This window comes from Lepagella muris, from assembly GCF_004793975.1.
In the GTDB taxonomy this organism is placed as follows: domain Bacteria; phylum Bacteroidota; class Bacteroidia; order Bacteroidales; family Muribaculaceae; genus Lepagella; species Lepagella muris.
The window spans coordinates 1-17,826 of the sequence record NZ_SRYB01000052.1; the positions used below are offsets into that span (position 1 = coordinate 1).

A 17,826-nucleotide genomic window follows, 5' to 3' on the forward strand; every position below is an offset into this window, starting at 1 on the left:
TTGTTGCCTTGGAAAGACTCGAACTCTCACAAACGGAACCAGAATCCGGTGTGCTACCATTACACCACAAGGCATCATAAATCCTAATTATGGAATCTCTTTCCCAATTTTATAGGATTGTTCTGTTTTGACGGTGCAAAATTACATCATTATTTTTAATTATCAAAATATTTTATGCTAAAATTTAACGGATTTTAAGCCACAAGATATATGATTGTTATGATGAAACATTGCAATGCGGTAATAATCACGATATAAAGATTAATCTGGAAATTTTATGATCATATAAAATTTTATTAGATGAAGTCTTATTTCAAAAGATTAAAATTAAGCTTAAACAATTTCAATATGATACTTTTTAGTTGTGTTGCTGTCCGATAAAATTTTTATATCTTTTAAAATTTTATCGGACAGCAACACAACTATTATGATTAGTCTGAAGGAATAAGAGGTTTAAGAAGTAGCTCTATACGCTCTTCGTCAGATAGTGTCCCATTTAGATTTGGGATAGAGAGACCATAGAAACGCTTTTCTCTGTTTATCGCATCAGGATCGAAAAAATTTATTTTATCTGTAGAGATTATCTCTTGTAGAATAATCTCATGATCATTCTCACAAAGCAATTCTCCGGTATTAGAGAAGTTTGAGGACATTGGTATTTCAGATATTTTATCAATACGATAAAATATCTCTCTATGACCGTGATATTGTTTTATTATAGATAAAAGATAATCGTTTTGCTGTCCGATATTTATACTATGTATTGAAGAGTCGGCACGTAGATACTGTTTCTCATTTGTGGTAAGCTCTGAAATTGTCTTCATAGGTATAATGGATGTGTGGTTATCCTTATAACAAATAATAAGAACACCATCACATTCTTGATGCTTTACCACAATTGCAGCAGAACAACGGGGGTCGCCATCATAGTATAGATCGTCTTCAGATCGGGAGAATGAACAATTGTCAGAGAAATATAAATAATAACTTGGAGTTACAAAATTATCCTCGTAATAATGTAAGATGTTTTGTCTGCATTTGCTGAGTAGTGGTTTTGCAGTTCTATCAGGAATCTCTTTTGCATCAATATTATTTGTTGACGGTTGTTCTAAAGTTGAAATAATATCCTCGTCTGAATTATCTGTTGATAAGTTTCCATTATCAGACTCAATATCTTGATTGTCGCTATCAATAGATTGTTCCACAATATTCATTAAGATACGATAATTGTGACTCCTGTTTTTTATAAATTCAGTACGTTCCTCATTTAGTCTTGGTTTAGTTGTGGAGCTTGCCCTTACATAGATTATACCATCCAATTCTACCGGATATTCAGTGGGACGTATATTTACTTGAATGACTCCTTTTTTTGCTTCAGGATCAATGCTTATTTCACAGTGATCCTTCGCATGGGCAGGTATTTTTCTATCAAGATTATTTTGAAGTTCTACTACCATAGCGTCAAGAGTGGCTTTTTGTCCTCGTCTGAGTCTGTATTGAAGATCATCTTGTAATCCACATTCATATCCTTGATCATTTACGCCAATATACAGTGTGCCTCCCCGGGCATTCATAAATCCACATATTATGTGAAGAATCTCATGCATCTGAACATTGGTGTCAGGGTGAACGCCACTTCGAGAAGAATATATCATACTACTTTTAAATTCAACAGTTTGAGATTCATCCCCATAATATTTTGAAGTGCGGTTGAGACTGTTTACATTAAGAAGAGTTGTGATGTTCTTGATAATGTCGTGACGCGTTTTTTCCAGTTCCTGCGGCAGCATATTGTACGCGAGAACCATGGATGCGAGTTTTCCCTCAGTTTCGTTTCGTGGATTTTTAGATACCTCCCATAACCAGGTTGAATTTTTATTGGTATCAAGATCTGCAACAATTTTAAGACGCGAGAATAAACGTTCAAGCATTGGAACCGTACAGATCTTAGGATTGATTTTTTCAAGATCTGAGTATGAAATTTTTTGGTTTTTCCCAAAGTCATGCAGAAGAAGCAGTAATTCCATGTGCATTGTTAATTCTTCAAGTAATGTTGGCTCTTCCGCTAATTTACACAAGATAGATGCAAATCCCAATAAATTGAATGCCTTTAGGTATTCTGTTTCAGTATATGCTCTCCGTTGGTATATGTATATCAGTTCAAGGAGTTCATCCCGAGTCATAACTTCTTCCATTTCTCTGACCTCGTATGCGTCAGATTCAATACTGTTGGGATCTTCCCCAAATGATTGCATTAGATTATAAAGACAAAGGGATTTCCTTATTACCGGAGGAATATCTTCTTGACAAGGGGAAAGTTCTCCAATGAAAAATTGTGTGAGAGTGTTGGAATGATCTTGTTCAACGTATCGAACTCTTACCAGTTTCCCTTCAGACAGATGATCATTAGATGAATCTCGTTCAATCTTGAATGTGGATCCAAGTTCTGTGAGACAGAGCCAGACGTTATTAATCCTGTCAAAATGCGTGATTATGCCAATGAGGTCTTTGTCTGGTGTGGCGGTTTCCAAAAGAAAATTGTCAATCTGGTTCTTCATACTGAATGACAGAACATCATTTTTTTTGGATACGGTTGCAGTAAACATCAGAGGTTGTCCATCTCTATTATGAGCAAAGTTAAGGCTCCCATCATAATTACCTGGTCTATCTTTGGCAGAAAGCCAACCAATCATATTTTGAGTGTCGCATATCATCCAACCATCCCCCTTATAAATGTCGTCGCAAATTGTGCAATGAAATTGTAATCGTTGTCTTTCCGGTCCGGAATTTAGAAAAATGACGTTGTCGATAATAACCTTTACTTCTTCTCCATCATACGGTTCGGTTTTCTCTTTAGGAGTGTATTCTCTTGTGTCAGATTGATTTTCTCCAAAAATAGACCATGAAATATCTTCCCAAAGTTGTTTGAAAACTTTCAGATCTTTACTTTTACGAAGATTTTTTGAAGGAATAGGTTCGGTCAAGGATATTTTGGTAGAAAGCCAATCAAATAATTCATTTGGAATTACTGTGGATTCTTCGTCAGCTTTATTTGCGATAATCTGTATGCTGCCGGATTTGAGATGTAATTCTGCTTTTGATGAATAGTAAATCTTTGACACTACCTTTCTCTCTTCAAGATTTGGTGAAGGATGGGAGGATTTCAGAAATAGAAGGGTGGGGCAATCTGTTTCCGCCCAACCGAATTCATTTGGTATTTCTAATCCGAGAAGTGCCTCAATGCTTTTATTTAAAAGAATATTTATATTGTCTGGAACAAGATAAGATATGTAGCGGTATAACATTGATCTATTAAGATTAGATTCAATATTATCTGCTTCAATAGCCAGAAGCCTCTGCACGGCAATTGCTATAATTATTCGTACAATTATTTTATTTCCATCACTTGTGTCGTTTGCGGGGAGCTGGTTAATCTTTGTTGAATTTTCTGTTATGAAAATTTGTAGTTGTTCTACAAGTGCAGTTCTGAATGGTTCGTTTTTCCAATTTGAGATGTCCCAGTTGTGCAATGCTTCAAATAGTTCACCCATTCGAGTGTTGATTAATTCCGGACGAAGCTTGAGTATCGTCATTAATATCTTAAATTGTCTTGCCGGATTATATAGGTAGCCAGCATCCTTAAGATGCAGAAATACATTGTCGATAAAGCTCTCATCATTTTGATTTAATATTTTTGCTGCCGCTTCGAGATGCTGTTCAAATAATTCAATATGATTAGATAGTCTTATTTGTAACAATGTGCGTTGATCTTGATTGCAGTTCCTAAGATAGTCTGAGCCTTCCAATATGTATAAAGCTATCTCTTTTTCCAATTGAATTAGTTTGGAAATTTTTGAAAGAGATTTCAAGTTGTCTTTACAAGATATTAACCAATCAGTTATCATGGTTGTTGAACTTTTCAAGATTTCTAAAATCCAAGAAGGATCTCCGATATCATGTAAACTTAGAGAATGATGGAATTGTGGAATCCTTTTTAGAATATTCAGGAAAGTATTGTAATAGTGCGGATTAATCCCTAAAATATTTAGCCAAGATGGAAGATCATAAAAATCTAAAGATAATGCAACTGATAATTTACCAACATATTTTAGTGATATATTGACTCCATTAATATGTAATATTCTGCATTTTACGTTATTACCTTGAGATAATGTGCTTGGCGCATTGTATAATTTAAAACAGAGTCCATTTGAATCCTCAAGTTCGAAATATTGATCATAATCGAATTTGACAGATTTTATGGTAAAATTATATTCTTTGCCTTCTGTGTAAAATCTGCTGATTATCGATGCCATGTCTTGTCTTAATGTGATAGGGTATGTGGATTTGACATAGCAGCGAATATAGTCGGGTAGAGGTTGATTTATTTGAAATTTAAATTTTCTAATAGAAAATTCCATATTATCATCAGTGCGGACTTTATAATATTTTTTTCCTGATGATTCTTTTACAATGTCGAAATTGTATGTATTTCCTTGGATGATGTCTGTAGATCTCATGAGTTTGATTTTAGTTAATGTTTTATACAACCACATGTGGCGTGTTTGTCAGAATGCATTATAATTTTTTTTCACAAGAAAATGTCGAGTGAATATCTAACAATGTACAAAAGTAACATAAATTTTTCAAAAAGAAAAGATTATTTATCGTTTATCGAAATCTTAATCTGCAATTTGTATATTGAGATTCCAACATTAATTTGTCTGATAGACTATAATATTGAAATCTCAATGAATAAAAACAAGTATAGGGTATTCCTCAAAAATACTATTTAACATAATATAGATTATATAAATATATGAAATCCCTCAAAAAGACATAGATCTAAAGAATTTAATTAAATTTTATAACTAAGATCTCTTGTTTATAGATACAAAAATAACGCTAAGATTTATAATCTCGGCGTTATTTTAAAACCTTTTATAGTTAAATTGTCAATTTATTATTTATGACTTTATATCCATTGAGTTGTATAAGATTTTATTATATGAATTTAAATATTTAATTCTTTCTTTAAAAATTGTGCGGTATGTGTGTTTGTTTGGGCAATATCCTCCGGAGTTCCTGAAGCTATGATACGACCTCCATCTCTTCCTCCTTCTGGACCCATATCAATTACATAGTCCGCACATTTAATAATATCGAGATTATGCTCAATTACAATCATCGTATTGCCTTTATCCACTAAGCGGTTGATAACTTTCAACAGCACTCTTATATCTTCAAAATGCAATCCGGTGGTAGGTTCATCAAGAATAAAAAGGGTCTTACCGGTATCTTTCTTTGATAATTCGGTCGCTAATTTTACGCGTTGATTTTCTCCTCCGCTTAGTGTACTTGAAGGCTGTCCTAATTTTAAATATCCAAGACCAACATCTTGTAAGACTTTTATTTTTTTGAGGATATTTGGAATATTCTCAAAAAAATCTACGGCTTGATTAACAGTCATATCTAAAACATCCGAAATGGATTTTCCTTTAAATCTAACTTCCAATGTTTCTCTGTTATATCTTTTCCCATGACATGTCTCACATGGAACGAGTACATCCGGTAAGAAATTCATCTCAATAGTACGATATCCGTTACCTTTACAGGTTTCACATCTTCCTCCTGCAACATTGAACGAGAATCTACCAGCCTTATATCCTCTGAGTTTTGAATCAGGAAGATCCACGAATAGTTTCCTTATATCAGAAAATACTCCGGTATATGTAGCCGGATTGGATCGTGGAGATCTGCCTAATGGAGTTTGATCTACTGTGACAATTTTATCGATATTATCAATACCTGTTATTTCCTTATATGGCAAAGGTTCATTTAAGGAACGATAAAACTTTTTACTCAAAATCGGTTGAAGAGTCCCGTTTATTAGAGAGGATTTACCACTGCCACTAACTCCGGTGACACATACAAATAATCCTAATGGAAGATGCAGATGAACATTTTTGAGATTATGTCCTGAAGCATTATAAATATCTATGAATTTACCATTCCCAATACGTCGTTTATTAGGAATCGGAATAGTTCTTTCTCCATTTAAATAGCTTGCAGTGAGTGTATGATTGTTCATTAATTCGGATACAGCCCCTTGAAACACAACATTCCCTCCATGTCGTCCTGCTCCAGGACCTATATCAATGATGTAATCAGCTTCAGTCATAATGTCTTTATCATGTTCGACAACTATAACTGAATTTCCGGAATCTCTTAGCTGTTTTAGACTATTTATAAGACGTATATTATCTCGTTGGTGAAGACCAATAGACGGCTCGTCAAGAATATATAGCACATTAATCAACTGGGTACCTATTTGCGTTGCTAACCTTATACGCTGGCTTTCCCCTCCGCTTAATGAAGCGCTACTTCGATTTAGAGACAGATAATCAAGTCCCACATCAAGCAAAAATCTAAGACGGCTGTTTATTTCCTTTAGTATCTCTATGGCAACGACTCTCTTTGCCGGATCTATTTTTTCTTCAAGATCTTTTGTCCATTCATAAAGCTCGGAAATATCCATTCTTGCAACATCTCCGATACTTTTATTATCAATATAGTAATGAAGTGCAATTTTGTTTAACCTATCCCCTTTGCATTCAGGGCAAATTTTCTTAGAAAAAAATTGAGCTTCTAATTTATTTGTATTTCCGGTTTGCTCATCAAGTGCTATTGCTTCGATAAACTTTATTAGGCCTTCGTAAGAATCTGCATAGTATGATGTGGATAACGTCGCATTCTGAATATCAAGTTTATGATCGGTTCCATTCAGAATATCATTTTTTGCGTCTTCAGGAAGATCTATCCAAGGAGTCTTTATGTTAGAATCATATAGTCTGCATATTGCTTCCAATTGCCAAAATATAAGTGAATTTTTATATTTCCCAAGAGGTGTAATTGCTCCATCATAAATGGATAAATTCTTATTAGGAATTATTTTATTCTCATCAATAATATTTATTACTCCAAGCCCCCTACATTTTGGGCAATATCCATGTGGAGAATTAAATGAGAAATTATGAGGGGCAGCCTCCGGATATGATAGTCCATTTTCAGAATCCATTAAAAGTTGACTGTAATATCGCACGGTATTGCTATCCATGTCAAGTATCATTAATTCTTTATCACCTTGCTTTAATGCTTCATCTATGGATGCGCGTAGACGCTGAATGTTATTTGTCTTTAAACGTAGACGATCAATTACTATTTCAATTGAATGGTTTTTATATCGATCAAGCTTCATTCCATAAGATAATTCTTTTATGGTTCCGTCTATCCTGACATAAAGATATCCTTTCTTCCTTAATGTTTCAAATAATTCTTTGTAATGGCCTTTTCTATTTTTTACTATTGGTGCTAAAATCTGAATTTTTCTATCATCATAATTATCTAATAGTAATGATACAATTTTATCTTTAGAATACTTAACCATAGGTTTGCCTGAAATATAACTTCTTGCTTCGCCTAAACGGGCAAAAAGTAGACGAAAGAAGTCATATATCTCTGTTGTTGTACCTATTGTACTACGTGGATTTTTATTTACGGTCTTTTGTTCAATACTAATTACCGGATTGAGTCCTGTAATTTTGTCGACATCCGGACGTTCTAATGAGCCGAGCATATTACGTGCATACGAGGAAAATGTCTCGATATAGCGTCTCTGTCCTTCTGCAAATATTGTATCAAAAGCTAATGATGATTTTCCACATCCACTTAATCCAGTTATAACGCATAAGGAATTATGTGGGATTGTGACATCAATGTTTTTTAGATTGTGAACTCTTGCGCCATAAACCTCAAGAGAATCTGTCGCTGTAATATTATTCATTGTCGATTTTTATTATATATGAATTTAGATTATTTGGATTTTAGAATATGTTACCATTACTACTATTATGGTATGATAGGTTTAGTAGAATTGGTTTGATGTGTTATTATATTTATGTCGCCACTTTTTTTATAATTCTTTCCGTCAGCTCCCGTTGCAGTTACAACGTAGAAAAATACACCGGATCCGAGATATTTACCATTATACTTTCCATCCCATCCATCTGCTGGATTTTCAAAATAGAATATTTCATGACCATATCTATCGTATATCCAACACTTGAAGTCAATTAAAGAGCGATAACTTACTTTCCAGACATCATTCACCCCATCTCCATCAGGCGTAAAGATATTTGGAATCTTCAATTCAGATGAACCAATTTCCACTGTATAAGTATTACCAAATGACTCGCAACTTCCATCTGCATTACTTGCGATACATCGAATGTAAGTAGTACCATCATCCATAAATGTGTAGGTGAGATCCGGCTCAGTTATGCGATATTTTATATCATTAAAATCAGGATCTGTTGCCATTTGCCATTCTATATGTCTGACTGCATCACTGACGTAAGACATAAATTCAATTTCGCATGGAGCTGAGCCGCCAAGATTCCCTCCTTCTTCTTTAATTAGATTTCCAATTTTGTCGTCATCTGTATTTTGTTCTGCAAATGTTCTGATGTCGATTGAATACGGAGAATATGGCATACTTTCAAAATGATACTCTTCTCCCCATTCTTTGAGAAACGTATCTCCGGAAATTCTGTATGTAGTTGAACAATATATTGGAGGAGAGAGTAATATTAAATGATTTATATAGGGGAGTTGTTTTGTTATAATACGTTGATTATATCGCATATTTTCATTATCCCATTCTAAATTATTATATGAGCACTCAATACCTCTGTCTAATGTTTCTCGTTTGCCATTTATAGTATAATAATAAATGGCAGGAGCATCCCCTTCAATATCTAATATTGTTGTATTACATTCTTGATTTTCCGACAGAATGATATTACTTATGTCAATAGTATATTTGCTATAATCAATTATCCAGAATATGTAGTTTTTATTGCCATCATTAATGATATACCCCATGTCAGGAACTACATTATGTAGCGTAGATTTTTTACCATCAATATGTATATTTTTTAACTGTTGAGCGTAGGCTCCTCCAAGATTAGAATAAGAATACCATTCGACAGGAGATATCGCCTCTGATTCAAAGGTCATGGATACTTCATCGGAAATGTTGCTTAAAACATATATCTTATCAATTCCGGTTGATTTATCTGGAGAAATGGATATCACTTTTTTATTGCAATTATCAAAGGATATATTATATGCCGCTGCGTTGAACGAAAATAGGATACATCCAAAGATTATTTTAAGATTATGTGTGCGTGAGTGCATAATAAATATAGCCTTTGTGTTCTCTCAATAATTTATTTAAATATTGAGAATTTGGGAATGGTATACATCAAAGCAGAAATGTAAATCAAAGTTTGCCATTACTTACCTTATATATTTAAACGACTGATAAAATTAAAAATTGCCAAAAGGTGATATTTATATCAGTTCATTCCCCATGTATTCATGATTTTTTAGAGGATTTTATCATAGAATATTAAAATTTGAGATATTTTATCTAAATCATGAAATAATTTATAGTTTTTATTTAGGAGGTAAACCTCTTATTATCTACATTTTGGAATATATTCTGTTAAAATTAAGGGGGATTTCCTTAGAATTTTTAGATAATAGTTGTGGGAGTGATTGGATTTCTTAAAATTTTCGGGGATTTTGATTATAATCTTTCTTGATTTTTTTTGATTAGTACTAAGACCTCTCTCTCAAATCACATTTCTCTTTAATCTGAATTGTAAATATGGGGGGTGTTTGGATTGTATTAATGGACAGCCTAAATATAAGTTATTATTGGAACTTATATGGTTTTAGAAGATAATGTCACTTCTCAGGATAGAAGGTTTCAAAGGTAGAGTCATCATAGTATATTGTGATTTGAGTAACTTTTCTTGTTTTCTTTGTATTCTTCGCCAAATCTGATAATAGGACAGAGTTTTTTATTTGAGCTATAACATCATCATTTACGACGTCTTGGATTACAGCATGATCTGTATTTGTGGAGAGTTCTTTGCATTTTCCAGATATGTCTTGTATTGTTTGATTTTCTATAATCTCAGAATTATCCGATATGCCGATGTTGTCATTATTGCATATATTTATTGGATCTGTATAGTTCTGACAATAAATTTGCTTGTTCTGATCATCTTCTTCATTAGGGGTATTGCGATTAGATGAATCACTATTCCACATACAGCCTTCTCCAAACATTAGCCATAATATTGATAGATTTGGATATGTATTGTGAATCTGTGCTATAATTACATCACTTACCTTCTTATTTCTCCCTGTTAGTAATTGTGATAGTGTAGGACGAGATATATTACACTCATCTGCAAATTGAGAATTTGAGATTCTTAAATTTTCGATAAGGAGTTTTAGACGAAGTGCAATATTTTGATCAGACATGATTGTTTACATTTATGAAATATTTATTTGCAAATTTAATGATATTTTTTTAGAATTGCAAATATAAATTCGTTAACACTGTTGTTTGCAATTGCATTTTATGCGTTTGTTTAAATGTTAATTATTTTGATGAATAGGATATATAATTTATATCTTTACTGTATTGTTTAAGTGTTATTTATTTAATCTTATGGATATATTGCATTGTTTTTATATGCCATGTGTTGTTTCTCTTTAATATTTGTATATTATATTGATTGTAGTATTAGATATATTTTGTAATTTATTGATATATATTGATATAATATTAATGTGAATATGTGTTAAATAAATATATATTGCTTATGTAAATTAAATTTGTAAATGTTATATTTGTTGTTATTTGTGAATGGTGTATCTGTGTATTGTTAATTGTGATTGTTATTTGTTATTTTGTTGTAACAAATAATGATTGTAATTTTTGTAAATTTGCAATTGTTGTTATTGAATCGTAAATCATACCACTCCCCTACCCCACTCAAACGAAGATAATTGCCATATTGACCAATTTGAATTATCAGTAGACTCCCTATGATTGGAATATAGAATATGAACACGAAAAAATTGTAAAATTTTCGTACAAATACTATGGAAGCATATTTTATTTGAATCTCATTGGCGTTAAATTGGTATATGAAGTATTTATTTTTATGGCAATCAGTGCAATAATGTGAATTTAAAATTCTATGTACATGATCTTGTTTTAGATTTTCCACGATGAGATTGCGTTATTATATCTGATTAATAAAATATGCAGACAATGGCTTCGTTGAAGTTATTGCCTGCATTCAAATTATATTGTTAAAATATTAAGATTGCTAATCAAGTAATAAAGACATATTAATTGGTAATCTTGGGATATTGATTTTATCCGGGACGTTCGACTCTTCTTCCCTAAATATCAATTCTGATAATTGTGGAATACTTACCACCTTATTTCTGTTGGATATAATCTGGTCAGATCTAATATTATGGTTAATGAATAGCTTACCATACGATATCTCATATTTTGTTATTCCAATTTGATCTTTTATGAGAATTGATAATTTCAGATCATCTCTATAACCCGTCATAAATTTTAAAATCTGAGAGACATCAAGAACCCGAATCATTCCGTACTTTGTAAGTTGCTTTTTAAATTGGATTATGATGCCAGCTGCTTTTGATAATTTATTTTCTGGATCTAAAGTATTATTATTTGGTTCAAAAACATTATTTACACAAGATTCTTCCGGATACAGAAATAAAGTGATTTTTGAATTATGATATTTGGATTTTATATGATTGAGCAATTTATAAAAAGACGGTATATCATCGTAATATATTTTATTAATTACGATATTTTTATTAGGATCAATAGATATAAAAGCTATGCCTGTTAAAACATCTTCATTAATATATGAAATAAATATTTCACCATTGGATATTTTATTTTCATCAATAATAATACCTATATCTTTTGGGGAATGTAGAATTGAAATATATGTAGATATATGTTGTTCAATATTTACAATTTTGTCAATTATATATTGTCTAATTTTTTCATTAGATGAGTCATATTTAACGACATTAATCAATTGGTATCTCTGTTGAAGATTTCCTATGTAATTATCTAAGCTATTGTATATTTTATTAAGGGATATAAGATTAAAATTAGATGTAAATAGATATTCTAATTTAGCTCTGTAGAATGATGTATTATATAGATTATTGGTATAATATTTAAATAGATTTTCATTTGCCGGAATCAGAAAAGTAAATGCAAATCCTAATTTTTTTGCCTTAATATTTATTCTGCTAATCAGTGTTTTCATAATGCCTGTATTCCTATATTTCTTATTTGTGGAAAGTCCGCATAGATATAGACCTTTCATCTTGTATTTCCCCCATACAAAATTATATGGAATTCCTAATAGGGCGGATATAATTTCTCCATTTATTTCATGCCATTCTATAAATTTTTTATTGAAATAATTATCAAAGATTAAAGATATATAATCCGATGAATCCTGAAAATTTATTTTCCATAAATTCATCATTTGCTTTTTTATTTGTAGATCGGTCATGATTATATTATTCTGAAATTAAAAAAATGTGTGGGTATGTTTTAATAATAAATATAGATGAATATAAGATTTGAATTCTTATATTCAATCTAATATTTTTAAGAATAAGATTATTATATCTAATAGAGTATTTGTATGATTATAGCTCATCGTATAATCAATTATGCCGGAATATTTATTCATATCAGATTAAAATAATTTTATGAAGATATATCATAAATAATAACAATAAGGATTAAAAGATGTTTAATGTATCCATATATAGTTTTAGATATTAGTTTGCGAATTTCAATAGTTTTGATTAATTTTGTATTATAAAAATTAAATTATTATGATAACAAGAAATATATTAACCTCTGGCTTACTCTGCCTTTCATCTATCTCTTCTTTTGGATGGGGACAGAAGGGTCATGACACAACTGCATTTATAGCTGAATGTCATTTGACACCTACTACATTGGATAAGGTGATGGATCTGTTGGATGGAAAATCTCCGGTATATTATGCCAATTGGCTTGATAATGCTTCTCATACACCGGAATATGCATATTCTAAAACGTGGCATTATAAAAATATTGATGCAGATCAAACTTTTGATAGTGCTCCTCTTCATGAAGATGGAGATATTGTCAGAGCAATATACATGCAAGTAGATGTTCTTAAAGATTCAAATGCATCTCGGGAAAATAAGCAGTTAGCATTAAAAATATTGATTCATTTATTGGGTGATATACATCAGCCGATGCATCTTGGTCATGCTTCAGATCTTGGTGGAAATAGATGGCTTGTAAAATATTTTGGGAAAGATACAAATCTCCATTCAGTTTGGGATAGTTCACTCCCGGAATCTGCTCATAAATGGAGTTATACTGAATGGCAAAATCAAATTGATAGGGCCACACCAGAAATGACGTTAGACATATTAGATGTAACTACGCCTGAGGGTTGGGCGTCAGAGACGTTTGAAATAGGAAAAGATGTCTATAATAATACGCCGGAAGGTACTAAAATAAGCTATGATTATATTGCTGAATGGACTCCGATTGTTGAGAAGCAATTCTTGAGAGGCGGATTACGCTTGGCGGATCTGTTGAATAGTATTTTTGATCCTGTATATTCTGGGAAAAATACAATAGTAACCAAATAATAATCTGATTTAATTGACAAATATAAATTTAATAGGGAAGCAATTTCCATCTCTAAATCTCCCCCCGACTGAGCTCCGGCTTTGTCGGGGAGATAATCATATTAAGGTATATGATAGGTTACGAAAAAAATATGTTACGCTTACGCCGGAAGAATATGTTAGGCAGCATTTTGTTGATTGGTTGATAAAATACAAGAATTATCCTTCATCAATTGTTTCAAATGAAGTTGGTATAGTTTTAAATGGCACAAAAAAAAGGTGTGATACCATAATATTTATGACAGATGGTTCTCCTCTTATGATAGTTGAATATAAGGCACCGGATATAGAAATCTCTCAATGTGTATTTGATCAGATTGTAAGATATAACATGACTCTTAAAGCAAGATTTCTTGCTGTATCAAATGGAATAAATCATTACTGTTGTGAGATTGATTATGTTAACGGTTCATATAGATTCATGAGAGACATTCCTACTTATAATGAAATTAAAAATATCTCTATCAAATAATCTTTACGATGGGACAAGAGCCAAATTATAATTATCTGGATCTACTAAATCCTCAGCAGCGTGCGGCAGTTTTATATAATGAAGGACCGGCTTTGGTTATTGCCGGAGCCGGATCTGGTAAAACAAGGGTTCTGACATATAAAATAGTCAATCTTATAAGTTGTGGTTATGAGCCATATCGGATAATGGCCTTGACTTTTACGAATAAGGCTGCACGTGAGATGAAAGAACGGATCACAGCCATATTGGGGGATAAAGTTGCATCAAAATTATGGATGGGAACATTCCACTCTATTTTTCTCAGAATTCTTCGTCGTCATTCTGAAGAAATCGGTTTTACTCCAGGCTTTACAATATATGATTCAGCTGATTCGAAATCTTTACTTAAAATGATAGTAAAAGACCTCGCACTGGATGAGAAAATATATAAACCTTCTGTTTTAGCATCAGTGATTTCTAATGCAAAGAATGCTATGATTACCCCGACAGAATATCTACTTGATAGAGATAATTATGAGAATGATAAAAAATCAAGGCGTCCTTTAATTGGACAGATATATAAAATATACCAAGAAAGATGTAAACTTGCAAATGCAATGGACTTTGATGATATTCTTGTGTATATGAATATTCTTATGAGGGATTATCCGGATGTGTGTAGACATTATCAAGAATTTTTTAAGTATGTACTTGTTGATGAATATCAAGATACTAACTTTTCTCAACATCTGATAGTATCGCAACTTGTTGGCGATAGGCAAAATTTATGTGTAGTCGGAGATGATGCACAAAGTATATACTCCTTCAGAGGGGCAGATATAAATAATATACTTTATTTAGAAAATAGGTATCCCAAATTAAAGATTTTTAAGTTGGAGAGGAATTATCGATCCACTCAGAATATTATAAATGCAGCGGAAAGTCTGATTGATAAAAATATGCGTCAGATGAAGAAACATGTTTATAGTGAGAATGAGCCTGGAGAGTTGATCAATGTTGTCAGGACTTATAGTGATATGGAGGAGGCGTTCATGGTTGCGAATATGATAAATCAATCGAAACTTACCCATCATGATTCCTATGATGAATATGCAATATTGTATCGAACAAATGCTCAATCAAGGATTTTAGAAGAATCTTTAAGAAAGAGGAATATGCCATATCGGATATATGGAGGGCTGTCATTTTATCAGCGAAAGGAGGTCAAAGATATGATTGCCTATTTTCGTCTGAGTGTTAATCCTGACGATGACGAAGCTTTGCGCCGAATAATCAATTATCCAACGAGAGGAATTGGTGAGACCACCTTAAAGAAATTGTATTCTGCAGCATCTTCAGAGACTAAAAGCCTATGGCAAGTGATTACTTCTTCTGATCTAAAAAATATCGGATTGAATTCCGGAATTATTGCCAAATTGAATAGTTTTAAAGATCTGATTCAAGAATTTATTGATGACAATATATCTGGTTCGAATGCTTATGCTCTTGGGCAATTGATATATAATCGCACGGGAATATTGACACTTATTGCGCATGATTCAACGCCTGAGAGTATCAGTAAGCAGGAAAATTTAAAGGAGATCCTATCCGGACTTAAGGAATTTGTTGATTTAAGAGAACAGACAGGTGGTGGGGAAACAGATATGAAGACATTTTTATCTGAGGTTATGTTGGCTACGGATCAAGATGAAAATGATACTGATGACCTGCCTAAAATATCTTTGATGACAGTACATTCAGCAAAAGGATTGGAGTTTAAACATGTTTATGTTGTTGGTGTGGAAGAAGATTTGTTCCCATCTTCAATGAGCTTGGATTCATTTTCTCAGATTGAAGAGGAAAGACGTCTACTATATGTGGCGATAACTCGAGCGAAAGAATCGTGTGTTCTTACTTATGCGGGAAGTAGGTTTCGCAATGGACAGACTGTAATGACAAGCCCTTCCAGATTCTTAGGAGATATTGACAGACGCTTTATACATATTCAAGTCTCAAAAAATGTATCTATGGATAATTCTAAATTTGAGAATCCTCTTCTCAGATATAATACATCAAGAAGTGGATATGCATCAAAGCCGTCTCTCGGTCTATCAAAAATCCCGATACCTAAGAATAACAGTAAAAATCCGACATTAAACGTTATTCCGCAACATATTGCTCAAGAGTTATCGATAGGGATGTCAATTCTTCATGATCGGTTCGGCGCCGGCAAAATAGTTAAAATTGATTCTCTTTCAGGAGAAGATATGATTACGGTTGATTTTGGCGTAATTGGAATTAAAAATTTATTGTTGAAATTTGTGAAATTCAAAATACTATAATTGTTATTTGTGGAAATTTTAAAGATATGGTAATTTAATGTTATTATATCTTAAAACTTTGAGCTGTAAATATTTATTGTGGTATAGTTCATTTTAGATCATTGATGTATAACTTATAAGATAATAATTTGTAATATGACAATAAAGACTCCATATTATATAGTATATGAAGAGCGTCTTAGAAAAAACCTTTCTCTGATTAAACGTGTAAGTGAGGAAGCGGATGTCAAGATAATAATGGCGTTTAAAGCAAATGCATTATGGAAAACATTCCCAATCATTGCAGAGTATGTTGATTCTTCAACAGCAAGTTCTGTAAATGAAATGCAGCTATCGCTTGATTGCCTTGGCAATGATGTCCATGCATATTGCCCTGTTTATACAGATGATTCGTTCCCGAAATTCTTACAAGGCAGCTCGCATATTACTTTCAATTCATTGAGCCAGTTCAAAAAATATTATCCTAAGGTTAAGGATTATAATGCCGGAAGAGAAGATAATCTGGTGACGTGTGGAATCAGAGTTAATCCTCATTGTAGTGTTATTGATACGGATATATATAATCCATGTGTTCCTGGAAGTCGATTTGGGATAAATGCAAAAGATTTACCGGAGGATCTTCCAGAAGGTCTGGAAGGCTTTCATTTCCATGCATTATGTGAATCTTCAAGCTATGACTTGGAGAAAGTTCTGATTGCGTTAAAAAGAGACTTTGGTAAATGGCTCCCAAAGCTGAAGTGGCTAAATATGGGTGGGGGGCATTTGATGACAAGAAAGGATTATGATGTGGAACATTTGATTTCTTTATTAAATGATCTCCATAAAGAATATCCTAATCTGAGTCTGATAATGGAACCAGGGAGCGCGTTCACTTGGCAAACAGGTGACTTGGTGACAGAAGTCTTAGATGTGGTAGAAGATAGTGGAATAAAGACCGCTATAATTGATGCATCATTTGCATGTCACATGCCGGATTGCTTGGAGATGCCTTATAAACCTAATATTGAAGAGGCTTTAGATGATAATTCTGATGGCATATCATATCGTCTTGGTGGAAATTCTTGTTTAAGTGGGGATTTTGTAGGAGATTGGAAATTCAAGAATCCGCTTGCTTGTGGAGATCGCCTGACATTGTTGGATATGAACCATTATACAACGGTAAAGACAAATATGTTTAATGGTATACAGCATCCATCAATATGGCTCCAACCTATTTCAGGAGAACCGGTTTGTCTCAGGGAATTTTCGTATGAGGACTATAAGTCACGTATGGATTAAATAATATTCTCTCCTGACTTCGTCACTTTTTGAGGGTTAAAAATAAATATCATTGATAATTAGAGA

The 17,826-nt window shown here is 32.6% G+C and carries 9 protein-coding genes and 1 tRNA gene; 4 read left to right on the plus strand and 6 right to left on the minus strand.

The genetic code is table 11. From position 1 onward, the window contains the following. Positions 1 to 3 precede the first annotated feature (3 nt). The 6 genes from E5331_RS19515 to E5331_RS19540 form a co-directional block, all read right to left on the minus strand. Positions 4 to 74 (minus strand) — tRNA-Gln (locus tag E5331_RS19515). A 357-nt stretch (positions 75 to 431) separates the two neighbouring features. After that, positions 432 to 4,520 (minus strand): AlbA family DNA-binding domain-containing protein, encoded by a 4,089-nt coding sequence (locus E5331_RS19520; RefSeq protein WP_168355317.1) that lies wholly within the window; start codon positions 4,518 to 4,520, stop codon positions 432 to 434. 494 nt (positions 4,521 to 5,014) lie between these two features. Continuing rightward, entirely contained in the window at positions 5,015 to 7,843 is a 2,829-nt protein-coding gene (gene uvrA / locus E5331_RS19525; protein WP_123481362.1) for an excinuclease ABC subunit UvrA, read from the minus strand. A gap of 65 nt (positions 7,844 to 7,908) precedes the next feature. Further along, complete coding sequence (locus tag E5331_RS19530) at positions 7,909 to 9,156, minus strand: T9SS type B sorting domain-containing protein (RefSeq protein WP_168355318.1); 1,248 nt, start codon at positions 9,154 to 9,156, stop codon at positions 7,909 to 7,911. Between the two features lie 657 nt (positions 9,157 to 9,813). Continuing rightward, positions 9,814 to 10,398 carry a helix-turn-helix domain-containing protein gene (locus E5331_RS19535; protein ID WP_123481364.1) on the minus strand — a complete coding sequence of 195 codons (585 nt, stop codon included), beginning with the start codon at positions 10,396 to 10,398 and terminating at the stop codon, positions 9,814 to 9,816. 857 nt (positions 10,399 to 11,255) lie between these two features. After that, complete coding sequence (locus tag E5331_RS19540; protein ID WP_123481365.1) at positions 11,256 to 12,503, minus strand: GNAT family N-acetyltransferase; 1,248 nt, start codon at positions 12,501 to 12,503, stop codon at positions 11,256 to 11,258. A 331-nt stretch (positions 12,504 to 12,834) separates the two neighbouring features. Between E5331_RS19540 and E5331_RS19545 the strand changes: the two genes are divergently transcribed. From E5331_RS19545 to nspC, 4 genes are all read left to right on the plus strand, one after another. After that, complete coding sequence (locus E5331_RS19545; protein ID WP_123481366.1) at positions 12,835 to 13,650, plus strand: S1/P1 nuclease; 816 nt, start codon at positions 12,835 to 12,837, stop codon at positions 13,648 to 13,650. A gap of 13 nt (positions 13,651 to 13,663) precedes the next feature. Beyond that, positions 13,664 to 14,161, plus strand: a complete 498-nt coding sequence (locus E5331_RS19550) for a type I restriction enzyme HsdR N-terminal domain-containing protein (protein ID WP_275441318.1) — start codon at positions 13,664 to 13,666, stop codon at positions 14,159 to 14,161. Between the two features lie 8 nt (positions 14,162 to 14,169). After that, entirely contained in the window at positions 14,170 to 16,482 is a 2,313-nt protein-coding gene (locus E5331_RS19555; RefSeq protein ID WP_123481367.1) for an ATP-dependent helicase, read from the plus strand. 135 nt (positions 16,483 to 16,617) lie between these two features. Then, on the plus strand, positions 16,618 to 17,760 hold the full coding sequence (gene nspC / locus E5331_RS19560) for a carboxynorspermidine decarboxylase (protein WP_123481368.1): 1,143 nt from the start codon (positions 16,618 to 16,620) through the stop codon (positions 17,758 to 17,760). Positions 17,761 to 17,826 lie beyond the last annotated feature (66 nt).